General features: G+C 65.5%; 15 protein-coding genes and 1 tRNA gene. 8 read left to right on the top strand and 8 right to left on the bottom strand.

The features are described from left to right. The first annotated feature begins 733 nt into the window (after window positions 1–733). Window positions 734–2,092, top strand: a complete 1,359-nt coding sequence (locus AC066S_RS11900) for a metal-dependent hydrolase family protein (RefSeq protein ID WP_126259918.1) — start codon at window positions 734–736, stop codon at window positions 2,090–2,092. A gap of 180 nt (window positions 2,093–2,272) precedes the next feature. Here AC066S_RS11900 and AC066S_RS11895 read toward each other — a convergent pair whose 3' ends face one another. The 3 genes from AC066S_RS11895 to AC066S_RS11885 all read right to left on the bottom strand — a co-directional run bounded on the left by AC066S_RS11895 (window position 2,273) and on the right by AC066S_RS11885 (window position 4,276). Next, window positions 2,273–2,719 carry a site-specific integrase gene (locus AC066S_RS11895; RefSeq protein WP_347338961.1) on the bottom strand — a complete coding sequence of 149 codons (447 nt, stop codon included), beginning with the start codon at window positions 2,717–2,719 and terminating at the stop codon, window positions 2,273–2,275. 160 nt (window positions 2,720–2,879) lie between these two features. Further along, window positions 2,880–2,955: transfer RNA gene (locus AC066S_RS11890), tRNA-Ile, on the bottom strand. Window positions 2,956–3,301: 346 nt separating this feature from the next. After that, window positions 3,302–4,276, bottom strand: a complete 975-nt coding sequence (locus AC066S_RS11885) for a Bug family tripartite tricarboxylate transporter substrate binding protein (RefSeq protein ID WP_478269740.1) — start codon at window positions 4,274–4,276, stop codon at window positions 3,302–3,304. Between the two features lie 105 nt (window positions 4,277–4,381). Here AC066S_RS11885 and AC066S_RS11880 point away from each other — a divergent pair, with 105 nt between their 5' ends. Then, the gene (locus AC066S_RS11880; protein ID WP_478269739.1) at window positions 4,382–5,344 is read left to right on the top strand and encodes a TAXI family TRAP transporter solute-binding subunit; all 963 of its coding nucleotides are present in this window, start codon (window positions 4,382–4,384) and stop codon (window positions 5,342–5,344) included. A 69-nt stretch (window positions 5,345–5,413) separates the two neighbouring features. On the opposite strand, the gene AC066S_RS11875 is transcribed toward AC066S_RS11880, so the two are convergent. After that, window positions 5,414–6,643: an ABC transporter substrate-binding protein gene (locus AC066S_RS11875; protein ID WP_478269738.1), complete on the bottom strand. Its 1,230-nt coding sequence runs from the start codon at window positions 6,641–6,643 to the stop codon at window positions 5,414–5,416. A 100-nt stretch (window positions 6,644–6,743) separates the two neighbouring features. After that, entirely contained in the window at window positions 6,744–7,637 is an 894-nt protein-coding gene (locus AC066S_RS11870; RefSeq protein ID WP_135170450.1) for a helix-turn-helix transcriptional regulator, read from the bottom strand. Window positions 7,638–7,904: 267 nt separating this feature from the next. Here AC066S_RS11870 and AC066S_RS11865 point away from each other — a divergent pair, with 267 nt between their 5' ends. Genes AC066S_RS11865 through AC066S_RS11855 form a run of 3 tightly spaced genes read left to right on the top strand, consistent with a single transcriptional unit; the run spans window position 7,905 to window position 11,855 of the window. Further along, complete coding sequence (locus AC066S_RS11865) at window positions 7,905–8,732, top strand: ABC transporter substrate-binding protein (protein WP_478269737.1); 828 nt, start codon at window positions 7,905–7,907, stop codon at window positions 8,730–8,732. A gap of 54 nt (window positions 8,733–8,786) precedes the next feature. Beyond that, window positions 8,787–9,893: a molybdopterin-binding protein gene (locus AC066S_RS11860; RefSeq protein ID WP_478269736.1), complete on the top strand. Its 1,107-nt coding sequence runs from the start codon at window positions 8,787–8,789 to the stop codon at window positions 9,891–9,893. 12 nt (window positions 9,894–9,905) lie between these two features. Then, entirely contained in the window at window positions 9,906–11,855 is a 1,950-nt protein-coding gene (locus AC066S_RS11855) for a molybdopterin biosynthesis protein (RefSeq protein ID WP_478269735.1), read from the top strand. A gap of 40 nt (window positions 11,856–11,895) precedes the next feature. Here AC066S_RS11855 and AC066S_RS11850 read toward each other — a convergent pair whose 3' ends face one another. Then, window positions 11,896–12,132 (bottom strand): hypothetical protein, encoded by a 237-nt coding sequence (locus AC066S_RS11850; RefSeq protein ID WP_126259900.1) that lies wholly within the window; start codon window positions 12,130–12,132, stop codon window positions 11,896–11,898. A gap of 109 nt (window positions 12,133–12,241) precedes the next feature. Between AC066S_RS11850 and AC066S_RS11845 the strand changes: the two genes are divergently transcribed. Continuing rightward, the gene (locus AC066S_RS11845) at window positions 12,242–12,541 is read left to right on the top strand and encodes a hypothetical protein (RefSeq protein ID WP_235885161.1); all 300 of its coding nucleotides are present in this window, start codon (window positions 12,242–12,244) and stop codon (window positions 12,539–12,541) included. 5 nt (window positions 12,542–12,546) lie between these two features. Here AC066S_RS11845 and mobA read toward each other — a convergent pair whose 3' ends face one another. Beyond that, a complete protein-coding gene (gene mobA / locus AC066S_RS11840; RefSeq protein ID WP_478269734.1) occupies window positions 12,547–13,188 on the bottom strand; it encodes a molybdenum cofactor guanylyltransferase MobA in 642 nt (213 codons plus the stop codon). Beyond that, entirely contained in the window at window positions 13,169–14,059 is an 891-nt protein-coding gene (gene fdhD / locus AC066S_RS11835) for a formate dehydrogenase accessory sulfurtransferase FdhD (RefSeq protein WP_478269733.1), read from the bottom strand. The genes mobA and fdhD overlap by 20 nt, the downstream gene beginning before the upstream one ends. Window positions 14,060–14,269: 210 nt before the next feature. On the opposite strand from fdhD, the gene mobB reads away from it, so the two are divergent. Together mobB and AC066S_RS11825 are read left to right on the top strand one after the other, a co-directional pair. After that, a complete protein-coding gene (mobB, locus tag AC066S_RS11830; RefSeq protein WP_126259896.1) occupies window positions 14,270–14,797 on the top strand; it encodes a molybdopterin-guanine dinucleotide biosynthesis protein B in 528 nt (175 codons plus the stop codon). A 9-nt stretch (window positions 14,798–14,806) separates the two neighbouring features. Beyond that, window positions 14,807–16,063 carry a molybdopterin molybdotransferase MoeA gene (locus AC066S_RS11825; RefSeq protein ID WP_126259894.1) on the top strand — a complete coding sequence of 419 codons (1,257 nt, stop codon included), beginning with the start codon at window positions 14,807–14,809 and terminating at the stop codon, window positions 16,061–16,063. Window positions 16,064–16,069: the final 6 nt, after the last annotated feature.

Genomic DNA, 16,069 nt, shown 5'->3' with positions numbered 1-16,069 from the left:
GAAGCAGCGATCAACGCCGGCTCAGCAGGAGCCGACGATGCTTTTGAATGGGAATATCGGCCAGATGCTGTCTTCCAATGTGTCAGGTTACCTGTCGTTTAAGTTCCAGGAATAACACGGTAAAGTTGCCATCCGCGAGCCGGGAAGCTGCCCTCATTTTTGCCGGCTTTTGGTTGATTCGAAGGGCCGCGATCGGACTGCAAGGATGTGCCACACGCGTTGAGTACGTGGAGGACGCGTCATGAGAAAGGTCAGCTACCTTGCTCTTGTCATCTTAGTTCTTTGTCTTTGCGCACCCACCATGCCCGCTGTCTCGACAGCATTGGCACAAAGCGTGACGATCGACCGTGACGGCATCCGCATCGATCGCAGATCGCGTGGAATCGATCGGCGTGAGGCGATACGCATCGCGCAACGGAACGGCATCAATCGCGTGAGAAGCGCGAGTGTGCGAGGACGACATTGGATTGTTAGCGGCGAAACGCGACGTGGGCGCGACCTTTTGCGACTAACCATCGACGAGCGATCCGGCCGAGTTGTCGGAAGGCGATACATTCATCGCTAGGTTTGGGATCGCGCAGGAAACGTGTGGCGAAATTGAGTTGCTTTCATAAGCGAGCCTGGCTCCCATTCGCTCGAGCGAAATGCCTGCGATCTTGTGGCGTTTTCTTGCAACAGATCACGCCAACCGTCATAGGCTTTGAACTTCGGTCGGAACAGTGAGGCGCGCGAAATGAGAAAATGGTTTCGACAAACCGCATTTTCATCGCTGCTTTCGGCCCTATCCATTGGCTTCTGTCAGCTAAGCGGCGCACAGGAACAATCCGGCGTCACGCTTTTCGAGAACGTTCGCATCTTTGATGGCAAGAGCGCCGCGCTCTCCGCCCCGTCAAATGTCCTGATCAGGGGCAATATTATCGAGCGCATCTCGACCGCCCCAATTGCAGTCGATCGCCGCGCCGATACACGCATCATCGCTGGCGGCGAGCGCACGCTGATGCCCGGCCTCATCGACAACCATTGGCATGCGATGTTGATCCGGGTCACACCGGCACAGTCGCTCGGCGACGTCGGCTACCTCAATCTCCTGGCCGGCGCCGAGGCCACCGACACTCTGATGCGCGGTTTCACTACCGTTCGCGACGTGGGCGGGCCGGTGTTCGGTCTCAAGAGCGCCATCGACGAGGGCATCGTCAAGGGCCCGCGCATTTATCCGTCCGGCGCCGTCATTACCGTCACGAGCGGGCATGGGGATTTCCGCCAGCTCACTGACCTGCCGCGGACGATCGGCGGCATGCCCACCCGCATGGAGCAGACCGGCGGCGCAATGGTGGCGGACAGCCCCGACGAGGTGCGCGTGCGCGCCCGCGAACAGCTCATGCAGGGCGCCTCCCAGGTCAAGTTGACGGCGGGCGGCGGAGTGTCGTCCCCCTTCAGTCCGATCGACGTGACCACCTTTACCGAGCCCGAACTGCGCGCCGCGGTTGAAGCGGCCGAGAATTGGGGCACGTACGTCGCCGCACATGCCTTTACAACGGCTGCGATCCGGGGGGCTATTGCGGCTGGCGTGAAGTGTATCGAGCACGGCTTCCTGGTGGACGAAGCAACAGCCAAACTGATGGCAGAGAAGGGTGTTTGGCTGAGCATGCAGCCTCTCCCCGAGGACTTGAGACTGGGCTTTCCAGTCGGCTCCGTCCAGCGAGCCAAGGCCGATGAGGTCTGGCCCGGCATAGCCAGGTCCTACGAATTGGCGAAGAAGTACAAGATCAAGACGGCGTGGGGCACGGACGTCCTATTCTCCGCCGCGCTGGCACGCCAACAAGGGGCCATCCTCGCCTCGCTTTCACGCTGGTACACCCCCGCGGAAGCGCTGATCATGGCGACATCGACAAACGCCGAACTGCTGGGGCTGTCCGGTAAGCGGAATCCTTATCCCGGCAAACTCGGCGTCGTGGAACAGGGCGCACTCGCGGATTTGCTCCTTATCGATGGAAATCCATTGGACAATATCAACCTGATTGCCGATCCCGCCAACAACTTCAAGATCATCATGAAGGACGGAAATATCTACAAGAATACGCTAGCCCGTTAGACTAGGATTCTGTGAACAAGCATGTCGACTGCCGATTTGCGATCATTCCATGCCTAATCTGCGCGCACCGTACAAGGCATAGCGAGCGAAGCAGGATTGACTCGCTGCGCTGCGAAACCTGCTATCCGGGCATAGCGGACTTTGGCAAGCCTTCCGCCGGCAGATTTATAGTTTCACGGCCTAGATTGCTCGAATGCTGCGAGTACGGATGGTTGGCTTGGCCGCCTCGCGGGTGCCGACGACGCGCTTGGGCGTCTCCCGCTTGCGAGTGATCGCCCCGGACGCCTCCTTCAAGTAATCGGAATGGTGATGACCGTAGGTGTCGATCATAACCTTCACCGCTTGCCATGGGTCAGTGCCTAGCTGCATGAGCCAGGTCGCTGCCGTATGGCTTAGCGTGTGGAGAGTAACATTGCCGTCAAGTCTGGCAGCGGGCTCTGTCGGGAAACCAAGCAAAATCAGCGGTTCTTGATCGAGATCATGCACGTTTTGTATAGGTTTTGCCTGCAATCGCGCCGAAGAGCCTGCTGCTGTGGGGGGCCGGTCGGCGTTTCGAATTGCGCGACGATGCATTAGTGCCACTGATTTGCCCGACGTGTCAAAATGATCTCGCTGGATTCGCTTCAAGCATTTATGCCAGCGACCACCGGCTACTTTGCATGGGGTTGTTTTTCGATATTTTGATTGGGCGCAGGGTGGCTTGCCGAGCCGTAGCTCGCGTGCAGCGCCCGCCTTCACCCAAGTGGGCTTCGGCGCGGCAGCCTTCACTCGCTTCGCGAGCGAAGGCTGGTGGGCCCGGCAGGACTCGAACCTGCAACCAGACCGTTATGAGCGGCCGGCTCTAACCATTGAGCTACAGGCCCCGCCGCGCGGCGGCTCGCGGGACTTGCGCGGCCGGCAACGGTGCGCGGTTCGTTTACAGGGATGGAGGCGGGGGTGCAATGCTGGCCCTGGCGGGCGGCAACACCCCGGCGGCATCGCTGCTCATTTGTAAATAACCGAAATCGGGCGTTGATGCCTGCATAGCCCTGTTTTGCCCGACGCAAACTGTTCTTGCGACGGCCGACTTTCTCGGGTCAGGTAACCCATTGAAATTGTTGGCCTCGTCTACTGTGCATGGGGTTGTTTTGCGACTTTTGACGCGAGGGGGCCTGTCGGTCCCCTCCGATGTCTGGCCGGCGAACGGCGGGCTCGCGGCTGGGCCCTTCGCTAATCCACCGAGACCCCGGCGAACTCCACCACCTTGCGCCACTTCTCGGTCTCGTCGGCGACCAGCTTGCCGAACTCGGCGGGCGTCATCGGCTTGGGGATGCCGCCGGTCTCGGTGAGTCGCGCGACCAGCTTCGGGTCCTTCAGCGCTTCGCCGACGGCCTTGTTGAGCGTCTCGATCACCTCGCTCGGCGTGCCCTTCGGCGCGGAGATGCCGTAGAAGCCGACCGACTCGAAGCCCGGCACGGTCTCGGCGATCGCGGGCACGTCGGGCACGCTCGGCCAACGCCGCGGCGAGGTCACGCCCAGCGCGCGGACATTGCCGCCTTTCACCTGCTCCATGGCCGAAGGCAGGTTGTCGAAGATCAGCTGCACCTTGTTGGAGATGATGTCGGGGAAGGCGACCGCGGAGCCGCGATAGGGCACGTGCACCATGTCGCACTTGGTCAGCACCTTGAACAGTTCGGCCGACATGTGCACCGAGGTGCCGTTGCCGGACGAGGCAAAGGAGATCTTGCCGGGATTGGCCTTGCAATAGTCGACGAACTCCTGGACCGTCTTGGCCGGGAACGCGTTGGACACGACCAGCATGTTGGTGAGCTGCATGATGCTCGCGACCGGCACGGTGTCGCGCAGGAAGTCGAACGGCAGCTTCTTGTAGAGCGAGGTCGAGATCGCGTTGTTGGGCGCGACGAACAGCAGCGTGTAGCCGTCGGGCGGCGAGCTGATCGCGGCGGCGGCGGCGATGTTGCCGCCGGAGCCGGTGCGGTTCTCGACGATGAATTGCTGGCCGAGACGGTCCGACAGCCACTGCGCCATGATCCGCGCCACGATGTCGACCGGGCCGCCGGCGGAAAATCCGATCAGCCAGTGCACGGGGCGGTCGGGATAGGCGGCGGAGGCTGGAGGCGTGACGCTGAAAAGACCTGTGAGGACCGCGAGCCCGAAAACACCGCACCGCAAAATGCGCAACATGACGCCTCCCGTTGTTCTATTGTCGTTGGGAGCATGCTTTCACAAAATCGGCTCCCTGCCTACATCGCCGCAAGTCGGTGTTGACGCGAGCCCTCAGGGACGACCATGAGATTCGCAATCATCCTCGTCAGCGCGGCGCTGCTCTTGAGCCCGGTTGCCGCTCAGACCGGAGGCACGGCCATTCCGACCACGACACTCAGCCTCGGCACCGCGACGCCCGGCGGCGGCTTTCCGCTCTATGGCAATGCCTTTGCCGAGGTGATGAACGCGGCCGATCCGCACCTCTCCATCGCGCCGCGCAACACCAAGGGCAGCAACGAGAACATCCCGCTGCTGGAGAAGGGCGAGCTCGATCTCGCGCTGGTCGCGGGCGAGCCGGCCTATGAGGCCTTCGCCGGCATCGGCCGCGTGCCGGCGCGGCTGAAAATTTTGACGGCGATCTATTCCAATCCCGGCATGTTCGTGGTGCGCGCGGACAGCCCCTACAGGACCATCCGCGATCTGGTCGGCCAGCCCGTCGCGTTCGGCGCCAGGGGCTCGGGCCTGCCGATCCTGGCGCGCTACGTGCTCGACGGCATCGGCCTGAAGCAGGACGAGGACTTCAAGGCCGTCTATCTCGACCGCGCCGGCGACGGCCCCGCGATGGTCGAGGACGGCCGCGTCGCTGCCCTCTGGGGCGCCGGCATCGGCTGGCCCGGCTTTGCCGCGGTCGCATCGAGCGCGTCAGGCGCGCGCTTCATCGCGCCTGATGTCGAGGAGATGACGCGCATCCGCGCCAGGCATTCGTTCCTGAAGCCGCTGCTGGTGCCGGCGAACAGCTATCCGAAGCAGGACGCGCCGATCGCTTCGCTGGGCTCGTGGAGCTTCGTGCTGACGCGCGAGGATCTGCCTGACGACGTCGCCCATCGCCTGGCGAAGACGCTGCACGGCGTTGAGGCGACGTTCTGCAAGAAGCTCGCCCAGGCCTGCGAGACCACGGCCTCGAACACCGTCGCGGCGGCGCCGAGGCCGGAGCTGATCCATCCCGGCGTGATGAAGTATTTTCGCGAGATCGGAGTGACGAAATAGCGAATGGCGAGTTGCGAGTAGCGAATGGAGTTAGTCCATTTGCCACTCCCTATTCGCCATTCGCCACTCTCATTTCTTCACCAGCGGGCACGCGGGGTCCGGCGGGCCGAACGCCTTGTCGCCGGAGATCGTGGTCAGGATCTTGTAATAGTCCCACGGATATTTGCTCTCCTCCGGCGTCTTCACCTGCACCAGCCAGAGGTCGTGCACCATCAGATTGTCCTCCCGCAAACGGCCGTTGCGGGCGAAGAAATCCTCGATCGGCTTCTCGCGCATCTTGGCGGCGACCTTGAGCGGATCGTCGCTGCCGGTCTCCTTGATGGCGTTGAGATAGTGCATCACGCTCGAATAGACGCCGGCCTGCCACATCGACGGCATCTTGTTCATCTTGGCGAAGTAGCGCTTCGACCATTCGCGGGTCTTGTCATCCATGTCCCAGTAGAACGAGGTGGTCAGAAGCAGGCCTTGCGCGGCCTGCAGGCCGAGACCGTGGATGTCGGTGATCAGCGCCAGCAGCGCCGCCATCTGCTGGCCGCCCTTGAACACGCCGAACTCCGAGCCGGTCTTGATCTCGTTCATGTTGTTGGGGGGACCTGCGGCAATGCCGATGATCTTGGCCTTGGAGGCCTGCGCCTGCAGCACGAAGGAGGAGAGGTCCGGCGTTGCCAGCGGCGGCCGCACCGAGCCCAGCACCTTGCCGCCATTGGCGGTGACGACCGCGGAGGCGTCGCGCTCCAGCGAATGGCCGAAGGCGTAGTCGTCGGTGATGAAGAACCAGCTGTCGCCGCCGCGCTTGACCACCGCGTCCGCGGTGCCGACCGCGAGCGCGCGGGTGTCGAACACCCATTGGATCGCGTAAGGCGAGCAGAACTTGCCGTGGAAGTCCGCGGTGCCGGTGGAGTGGGTGATGAACAGCCGCTTCTTCTCGTTGGCGATGTTCTGCACCGCGAGCCCGACCGCCGAGACCGGCACGTCGACGATCAGGTCGACCTGCTCGACGTCGAACCAGCGCCGCGCCAGCGAGGCGCCGATATCGGCCTTGAGCTGATGATCGCCGACCACGACGCTGATCGGCTTGCCGAGCACGGTGCCGCCGAAATCGTCGATCGCCATCTGCGCCGCCGTCACCGAGCCCTGGCCGGTCGGCGCCGACGCCGGCCCGTTCATGTCGGTGAGCACGCCGATCTTGACGACGCCGTCGGAAACCTGCGCCATGGCGGCGCCCGACGTCAGCGTCGCCGCCAGGATCGTTGCTGCAAAGCCGGCCGCGACCGGTAGTCCAAATCTCGTTGGATTCACGTGTCTCCTCCCCTGATCCGGCGCGTTGGCCGGTGTTGCTCCGGGTGTGCCCCCGGCTGAATTGGTTTCTTTTGCAACTATTTGGGGGCGGGCGTCAATGTCAGGCTGCGAACCGGATCTGGCCGGCGGCCGAAGGATCGTAGCCGGTCAGCTCCTCGGCGCGCTGGCGCAGCCGCCTTTCGGCGAGAAACCGCAGCAGGGCCTGCATGGCGGGGCGGAAATAGCTGCGCTGCCGCATCGCGAGGTCGAAGTTCTCCCAGACCAGCGGCACGAAATCGAGCCCCGCCGAGCGCGCGCTGGCGCGGGTCGCGATGCCGCAATCGGCCTGGCCGGCGCGGACCAGCTCGGCAAGGTCCGGACCGGTGAGAGCCGGCGTCTCGACCCGGCGCAAATCCCGCGTCGTGGCGCCGGCGCGCTTCAGCAGCACGTCGAGCAGCATCTGCGCCCCCGTGCCTTGTTGCCGCATCGCCACCCTGGCGCCGAGCGCGAGCACGTCGGTCAGGCCGTGCAGCTGCTTGGGATTTCCTGGCGGCAGCACGAGCCCCTGCTCGCGGCGCACGAACGCCACCAGCACCGCATCGTGCAGGTCGGGAGCTGCGCGTAGCGCCTCGACACTGGCATCCCCGGCGACATCGTCGGAAGCGTCCTGCCCGTGAAAGTGCACCGCCGCCGCCATCACTTCGTTGCGCTGCAGGCGCTCGAGCCCGCGCACGCTGCCCTCGCTGATCGATCCCAGGCCCGAGCCGGATTCGCGCAGGCTCCAATCCAGGAGTTCATCCTGGCTGCCGCCCACCACCGGCGGCGGCTCCGCAATCAGCATGCCGGCCGGACGCGCGAGGCCCGACAGCACCCAGAGATCGAGTTCGTGTCGCGGGAAGAGCCACTTCCCGGTCACCTTGGTGCAGGGGATCGCGCCGGTGGTGACGAGTTCATAGAGCTTGCGTTCGCCGAGCCGAAGATAGTCGGCGGCTTCGCTGGTCGTCAGGAATTCCATCCTGCATTCCTATGCAAATTCTTACTTCTTCTTGACGTTCGACGCAGGTGGATATTCTGCATTTCAAGAGTTCGCGGGAACCATGCCCGATCAAGTCGCTGCTTTGCAACACATCCTCGCATGCGATTTTTGCTTTGGTGAACGATTCCGAAGCGCGAAGCCTTGCCGAAATTTCCCGATTGGAGAGCGCGGAGCGCGCAAACGCGTCACGAGTGCGGCGCATTCGATCAGCATCATGAAGGCGTCATAGCCAATGGGAACCTGATCATGGGCCGCCTGTCCGTTGCATTCGCGCTGTTCTGCGGTCTCACCGTGGGCGTTGCGGCGTCATTCGCCGAGGACCGCAGCATCGTCCTCGCCACGACGACCGCGACCCAGGAGTCCGGCCTGCTCGACTATCTGCTGCCGATCTTCCACGACAAGACCGGCATCGAGGTGACCGTGATCGCGCGGCGCGCCGACGAGGTGCTCAACGGGCCGCGACGAGGCGAGGCCGACGTCGTGCTGATGCACGCGCGGCCGCAGGAGGAGAAATTCGTCGCCGACGGGTTTGGCGTGAAGCGTTTCGACGTGATGTACAACGACTACGTTCTGATCGGGCCGAAGAGCGATCCCGCGGCGGTGAAGGGCAAGGACATCGTGACCTTGCTGAAGGCGATCGAAGCCAAGGGCGCGCCGTTCGTGACGCGCGGCGATCGGTCGGGCACCCACGCCGCGGAACTCGCGCTCTGGATCGTCGCCGGCATCGACATCGCGGCGGCCAAGGGCGCCTGGTATCGCGAGGCGGGGCAGGGCATGGCTTCGGCTCTCGACGCCGCGCGTGCCGCGAATGCCTATGTGCTGTCGGATCGCGGCGGCTGGATCTCGTTCAGGGATCGCGGCGATCTCGACATCGTCGTCGAAGGCGACCGGCGGCTGCTCAATCAGTATGGCGTCATGCTGGTGAATCCTGCGAAGTTTCCGAACGTGAAGCAGGATCTCGCGCAGAGCTTCATCGATTGGCTGACCTCGCCGGAGGGGCAGGCGGCGATCGCCGGCTACAAGGTCGACGGGCAGCAGCTGTTCTTCCCGAATTCGGACAGGTCCGGCGGCTGAGGCCCGCATCGCCGGCGGTTGCCAAAGCGGGCGATGCATGGTCCACCATGGCGCATGACCCAGCGCCTGCCGCCATCGCTGACGCCGCTCGACACCGCGCTCGCCGCATTGCTGAACGGGCTCGCGCCGCTTGCGCCGGTGGAATTGCCGCTGATCGATGCGGCCGGCTGCATCGCGGCGGGCACTCCGTTGCTTGCGGCCCATCCGCCGCACGACATTGCCGCCACGGACGGCTGGGCGCTCCGCGCCAATGATCTTGTCGGTGCGTCCTCTTATTCGCCGCTGCCTTTGACGAAAGCCCCGGCATGGATCGAGGCTGGCGAAGCGATGCCGGCGGGATGCGACTGTGTGCTCGATGCCGACGCGGTGGAGGTGTCCGGGCCGCTCGTGCAGGTGCTGGCGGAAGCCGTGCCGGGACAGGGCGTCAGGCGCGCAGGCAGCGACATGACGGCACGCACGCCTGCCGGGGCCGAGGGCTCTCCCGTCGGTGCGTCCGATCTGCTGCTCGCACGTGTTGCGGGCTTGGCGAAGCTCGGCGTGCGGCGGCCGCGATTGCGCATCGTCAATGTGCCGGGTGCAACGGCAACGATGCACATGATCGCCGGTCTCGCGCGCTCGGCAGGACTGGACGTCGAACCGCGCGAAGCCGGTGCGCGCGACGAAGCATCGATTGCCGACGCGCTTGACGCCTCCTCTTGTGATCTCCTGCTGACCGTCGGCGGCAGCGGCGTCGGCCGCCGGGATGCTGCCGTGTTGGCCTTGGCCCGGCGGGGCGAGGTGAAGGCACACGGCCTTGCGCTTCACCCTGGACGTACTGCCGCGGTCGGCCGGCTCGGACCGGTTCCCGTGTTGGCCTTGCCCGGCTCGCCCGATGCTGCGCTCGCGGCCTGGCTCGCGCTGGTGCAGCCGCTCGTCGATCGCCTGACAGCGCGTCGGACGCGCCGACGGATCACCTTGCCGCTGGCACGCAAGATCGCATCCAGCGGCGGCATCGCCGAGATCGTTCTGCTGGCCGAGGAGCGTGACGCCTGGACGCCGCTCGCAGTCGGGGAATGGCCCTTCCACGCCATGGCCGGTGCGGACGCATGGCTGCTCGTTCCCGGCGACAGCGAGGGATTTGCGGCGGGAACGCCGGTCGATGCCTATCTGATCCGGGAGTGATATGGGTTCGGCATGACGATGATCCCCCAGTCGCAAGACCGCAGCGCCTTCGAACAGGCGCAGTTCCTCAAGATCCTCTCGCGGGAGGAGGCCCTGGCGCGCTTCGAGGCAGCCTTGTTCCCGCGTTCGATTCCAGCCGAGCGGCGCAAGCTTGCCGATGCGCTCGGCGCAGCGCTCGCCGAAGACGTCACGGCGCCGATCGACGTTCCCCCCTTCGACCGCTCCAACGTCGACGGCTTTGCCGTGCGCTCGGCGGATCTCGTCGCGGCGGGCGAAGGCAAGCCGGTGCGTCTTGGGTTGAACGGCGAAACGATCCAGTGCGGCACCGCGCCAAGGCTGCAAGTGGCGCCGGGAACCGCGACGGCGATCGCCACCGGCGGTCCGCTGCCGCGTGGCGCCGACGCCGTCGTCATGGTCGAGCACACCCAGCCGGCGGGGTCCGACACGATCGAGGTTCGTCGTGCCGTCTCGCCGGGGCAATTCGTGTCCTATGCGGGATCCGACATCGCGCGCGGCGAGGCGCTGCTGCGTGCCGGCACCATCATCGGCTCGCGCGAGATCGGCATGCTGGCGGCTTGCGGCATCGCCGAGGTGAAGGTCGCGCGCAAGCCGCTTGTGGCCGTGATCTCCACCGGCGATGAACTGGTTCAGCCCGGGCAGAGGCTCGCGCCTGCCGGGATTTACGACACCAACGGCGCCATCGTCGCGGCCGCGATCGACGAGAACGGCGGCGAGGCGGCCTTCCTCGGCGCCATTCCGGACGATGAAGCCAAGCTCGAAGCTGCCATGCGCGGCGCGCTCGCGGATGCCGACATGCTGGTGCTGTCAGGCGGCACCTCGAAAGGCGCGGGCGACCTGTCCCATCGCATCATCGGCCGGCTCGGCAAGCCCGGCATCATCGCGCATGGTGTCGCGCTCAAGCCCGGCAAGCCGCTGTGCCTTGCGGTGTGCGACGGCAAGCCGGTGGTGATCCTGCCGGGCTTTCCGACCTCGGCGATGTTCACCTTTCACGACATGATTGTGCCGGTGCTGCGCAGGCTGGCCGGCCTGCCGCCACGCTCCGATGCCAAGGTGAACGCGACGGTGCCGGTGCGCATTGCGTCCGAGCTCGGCCGCACCGAATTCGTCATGGTCTCGCTGGTCGAGGGCAAGAATGGGTTAGTCGCCTATCCCTCCGGCAAGGGCTCTGGCGCGATCACGTCCTTCGCGCAGGCCGACGGTTTCTTGCGCATCGACGCGCTCGCCGACCAGATGCCGGCCGGGACCGCAACCGAGGTGACGCTGTTCACGCCGCATGTGCGCGTGCCGGATCTCGTCATCCTCGGCAGCCATTGCACCGGTCTCGATCTCGTCACCGCTGGGCTCGCGCATGCCGGCCTGACCGTGCGCTCGATCGCCGTCGGCAGCCTCGGTGGCCTCGCAGCCGCCAAGCGCGGCGAATGCGATGTCGCGCCGATCCACCTGTTCGACGACAAGAGCGAGACCTACAACTCGCCCTATCTCGTCGACGGCCTCGAGCTCGTGCCAGGCTGGCGGCGGATGCAGGGCATTGTCTTCCGCAAGGGCGACAGGCGTTTCGAGGGCCTTGATGCGAAGGAGGCGGTGGCCGGCGCGCTCTCTGATCCCGCCTGCATCATGGTCAACCGCAACCAGGGTGCCGGCACCCGCATCCTGATCGACCGGCTGCTCGGCGGCGCGCGCCCGGAAGGTTATTGGAACCAGCCGCGCTCGCACAACGCCGTCGCGGCGGCCGTCGCGCAGCAGCGCGCCGATTGGGGCATGACCATTGCGCCGGTCGCCGATGCGGCCGGCCTCGGTTTCATTCCGCTCGCGGAAGAGCATTATGACTTTGCGCTGGTGACGGCGCGCAAAGGCCGTCCAGCGGTGCAGGCGTTGCTCGATGCCCTCGGCTCGGACGAGGCGCGTGCGGCGCTGGAGCGGGCCGGCTTCCGGCCCGCGTAGCGGGTGCTGGAGACATCGCGCGCCAACATCTGGCGCAGGTCTACGGCGACGACGCCTGGTCGGTGCCGCTGGCGGATTGATCGGGCTGATCGCGTTTGCGCTCCAGTTTCTCGGCTTCGGCCAGCGCACGCTGCGCGGCGGCCGGTAGCGGTTTTGGATCCGGCGGGACCTCGACGGTGTCGGGCTTGCTCAACTGCTTCGTGCGATCGATCACCTCCGAAACATCGAGCGCGAGATCGACAACATCGAAAATGACATCCAAGAGCGAGTCGGCCATGGCTCATCCGGGGCAGGGTTCGGTCAGTGGTCGCTGCGGTCCCGGGTCCGGTTCAGGACGTCATGAACTTGGATGGCCGCCGCTACGACCAAGGAATATGAGCCAGGTCATGACCGCATCGATGCCCTTCAATTTCCGCAAGCTTGCTGCACTCATCGCGACGGCCGGAACGCTGTTCTGGCTCTACACCTTCTATCACATCGCGAATGTCCCGCAGGGGGACGGCAGCGGCTTTCAATGGCTTGCGGTGTTTCCGCTCGGCATGGTCTTTGGGGCGTTCTTTCTGCCGGCCTGGCTGCTGGTTGCGATCGGCCGTCTGCCGCGATTCAACACGGCCCTCGGTCTCTGCGGCCTGATCGCCTTCGCGATCATCTGGGCGCAGCTTCTCAACGAGTTTCCGAAATCGTAACGCCGCTAGGCCGCATCATCCAGTGCCGCCAGCCGCTCGGCTTCGGCGATATCCTCGACCGTGTTGGCGTTGAAGAACGGATCGAGCGGCTCGACGGGCCACGTCACCGTCGCCAGCGGATAGCGTGCGGTCCAGCGGTCGATCTTGCGGAGGTCTTCGACGACCAGCGCGTGGCGCAGCTCGTCGCGCAAAGCGACCCGCCACAGGCCGATCACGGGATGCGACTGCTCGCCTGATGCGGCAACGGCGAGCTGCGCGTTCTCGCGCGCGCGCGCGTCATGCAGGCGGGCAACCAGATCGCGCGGCAAGAACGGGCAGTCGCCGGCGGCGCTGAGCACCCATTCGACGTCCGGCCGGTTCGCCGCGGTCCAGTCCAGCGCCGCGACGATGCCGGCGAGCGGGCCGGGGAAGCCGGGCACGTCGTCGGGGACGACCGGCAAGCCGAAGGCCGCGAAACGCGCGGGATCGCCGTTCGCGTTGAGGATCAATCCACTGCATTGAGGCTTCAGGCGCGCGATCACGCGTTCCAAAATGGTGCGGCCGCCGATGGTGCGCATCGGCTTGTCGCCGCCCCCCATGCGGCGGGCGAGGCCGCCGGCGAGCAGCACACCTTGCGTGGCCGGGAATTCAGTCGTCACCAGCTTCACCCTTGCGCTTGTGCTTCGCCGACTCTTCCTCGACGTAAGCAAGGTTCTGGTCGTAGACGATGCGCTCCTCGCCCGCGAGGACGATGAAGCGCTTGCCGCGGGTGCGGCCGACCAGCGTCAGTCCGACCTGACGTGCGAGATCGACGCCCCAGGCGGTGAAGCCGGAGCGCGACACCAGGATCGGAATGCCCATGCGGACCGTCTTGATCACCATCTCCGAGGTGAGGCGCCCCGTGGTGTAGAGGATCTTGTCGGAAGCGTCGACGCCGTGGCGATACATCCAGCCGGCGATCTTGTCGACGGCGTTGTGGCGGCCGACATCCTCGGTGTAGCAGAGCGGGGTGCCCTCCTGGCACAGCACGCAGCCGTGGATCGCGCCGGCCTCGAGATAGAGCGAGGGCATGGTGTTGATGGTCTGCGTCATCTGGTACAGCCAGGATGTACGCAGCTCCGCCTTCGGCAGCGCGACGCTCTCCACGGCTTCGAGCAGGTCGCCGAAAGCGGTGCCCTGCGCGCAGCCCGAGGTCTGCGTTCGCTTCTTCAGCTTGGCTTCGAAATTGGTGTGATGCTCGGTGCGCACCACGACCACCTGGAGATCGTCGTCGTATTCGACCTCGGTGACCGCGTCGTTATATTTCAGCATGTTCTGGTTCAGAAGATAACCGAGCGCCAGATATTCCGGATAGTCGCCGATCGTCATCATGGTGACGATCTCCTGGGCGTTCAGGTAAAGCGTCAGCGGCCGCTCCATCGGCACCTTGATCTCGACCCTGGCGCCGGTCTGGTCGGTCCCGGTCACGCTCTGGGTCAGGCGCGGGTCGTCCGGGTTGGGGACGATCAGGGGCACCGGGGCTTTGTCGATCTTCATCATGGCCGCGAGGTTAGCATGACATTCGGGTCAAGCCGATATAAGCATGGCGGGGAATGGACAAAATGCCTCCGTTCGTCATTGCAAGCGCAGCGAAGCAATCCAGAAATGCATCCGCGGAGACACTCTGGATTGCTTCGCTGCGCTCGCAATGACGGGGTTGGACCGGCGGTTCCACCCAAGGACTGAGGCGTGCGCAGCGACGGAGCTGGAATGAAAGTCATCGGCCTGGCAGGCTGGAGCGGGGCGGGCAAGACCACGCTGTTGGCGCGGCTGATCCCGCATTTCAACGCGCAAGGTCTGCGCGTCTCGGTGATCAAGCATGCGCACCATCAGTTCGACGTCGACGTGCCCGGCAAGGATTCCTGGCGCCATCGCGAGGCCGGCGCGGCCGAGGTGCTGGTTGCCTCGTCAAACCGCTGGGCCCTGATGCACGAACTGCGCGGCGCGGCGGAGCCGCGGCTGCCGGAACTATTGGGCAAGCTGTCCGCGGTCGATCTCGTCGTGGTCGAGGGTTTCAAGCGCGAGCCGCATCGCAAGATCGAGGTGCATCGCGCGGCAAACGGCAAGCCGCTGCTGTTTCCCGACGATCCCGGGATTGCCGGGATCGCGACCGACGCCGCCATTGACACTCGGCTGCCGACTGTCCATCTCGACGACATCGAGGCCGCTGCGGCGTTGCTGCTGCGCGCGGCGATGCCGGTCGAGGAAGTGGTGGCAAAGAGCGCCGCGATACGCTGACGAGGCACCATGGCGCAACTCTCGGACGATTGCTTTGCCTTCGGCGGCCCGATGATGTCGGTCGACGACGCCGTCGGCCTGATCACGACGCGCGTCAACGCGATCGCCGATCTGGAGACGGTGGCGCTCACCGACGCAGACGGGCGCGTGCTGGCGCGCGACATCGCGGCGCCGCTGCCGTTGCCGCCCTTCACCAACTCGGCCGTCGATGGCTACGCCGTGCGCAATGCCGACCTTCCTGCTGGCGCCGAGCAGGCAGTCCCGCTTGACGGCCGCATCCCGGCCGGCGGGCTTGCACAGGCACCGATCAAGCCCGGCCACGCCGCGCGCATCTTCACGGGCGCGCCGATGCCGCCGGGCGCGGAGACCGTCTTCATGCAGGAAGATGTCCGCGTCGACGAGGCCGGCAGGATCGTGCTGCCGCCGGGGCTGAAGCCTGGGTCCAATGTCCGGCCCGCGGGCGAGGACATCCCGCAGGGACATGTCGCGCTGCGCGCGGGCCAGCGCTTGCGGCCGCAGCACGTCGCGCTGGCGGCTGCGTTCGGTCTGACGGGACTCGACGTGGTCAGGCGCATTCGCGTCGCGGTGTTCTCGACCGGCGACGAGCTGGCCTCGCCCGGCGAACCGCGCGCGCCCTCGCAGCTGTTCGATTCCAACCGCTTCATGCTGATGGCGATGCTGCGCCGGCTCGGCTGCGAGGTCAGCGACCTCGGCATTCTGCGCGACGAGCGTACCTCGCTTGCGAACGGCTTGAAGCAGGTTGCGGGTCGCCACGACCTGATCCTCACCACCGGCGGCGTCTCGACCGGCGAGGAGGACCACGTCAAGGCGGCGGTCGAGAGCGTCGGCTCGCTGGTGCTGTGGCGGATGGCGATCAAGCCCGGGCGGCCCGTGGCGATGGGCATCATCGACGGCACGCCACTGATCGGATTGCCCGGCAATCCCGTCGCGAGCTTCGTGACGTTCGTCCATGTGGTGCGGCCGACGGTGCTTGCGCTGGCGGGCGGCCTGCCGGAACCGTTGACGCCGATCCCGCTGCGCGCTGCGTTCACTTACAAGAAGAAGGCAGGCCGGCGCGAATATGTGCGCGTTTCCCTGCGCCGCGCGCAGGACGGCCGGCTCGAGGCCATCAAGTTTCCGCGCGAGGGAGCCGGGCTGTTGTCCTCGCTGGTCGAGACTGACGGCCTCGTCGAACTCGGTGAGAGCATCACGGGCGTCGAGCCGGGGCAGGATGTCGGCTTTCTGTCCTACGCCGATCTGCTCTAGCGGCCT

This window comes from Bradyrhizobium sp. CFUWI, from assembly GCF_056429085.1.
Note: the sequence above shows the minus strand (reverse complement) of the source record. Positions and strands in the feature narration are given on the sequence as shown.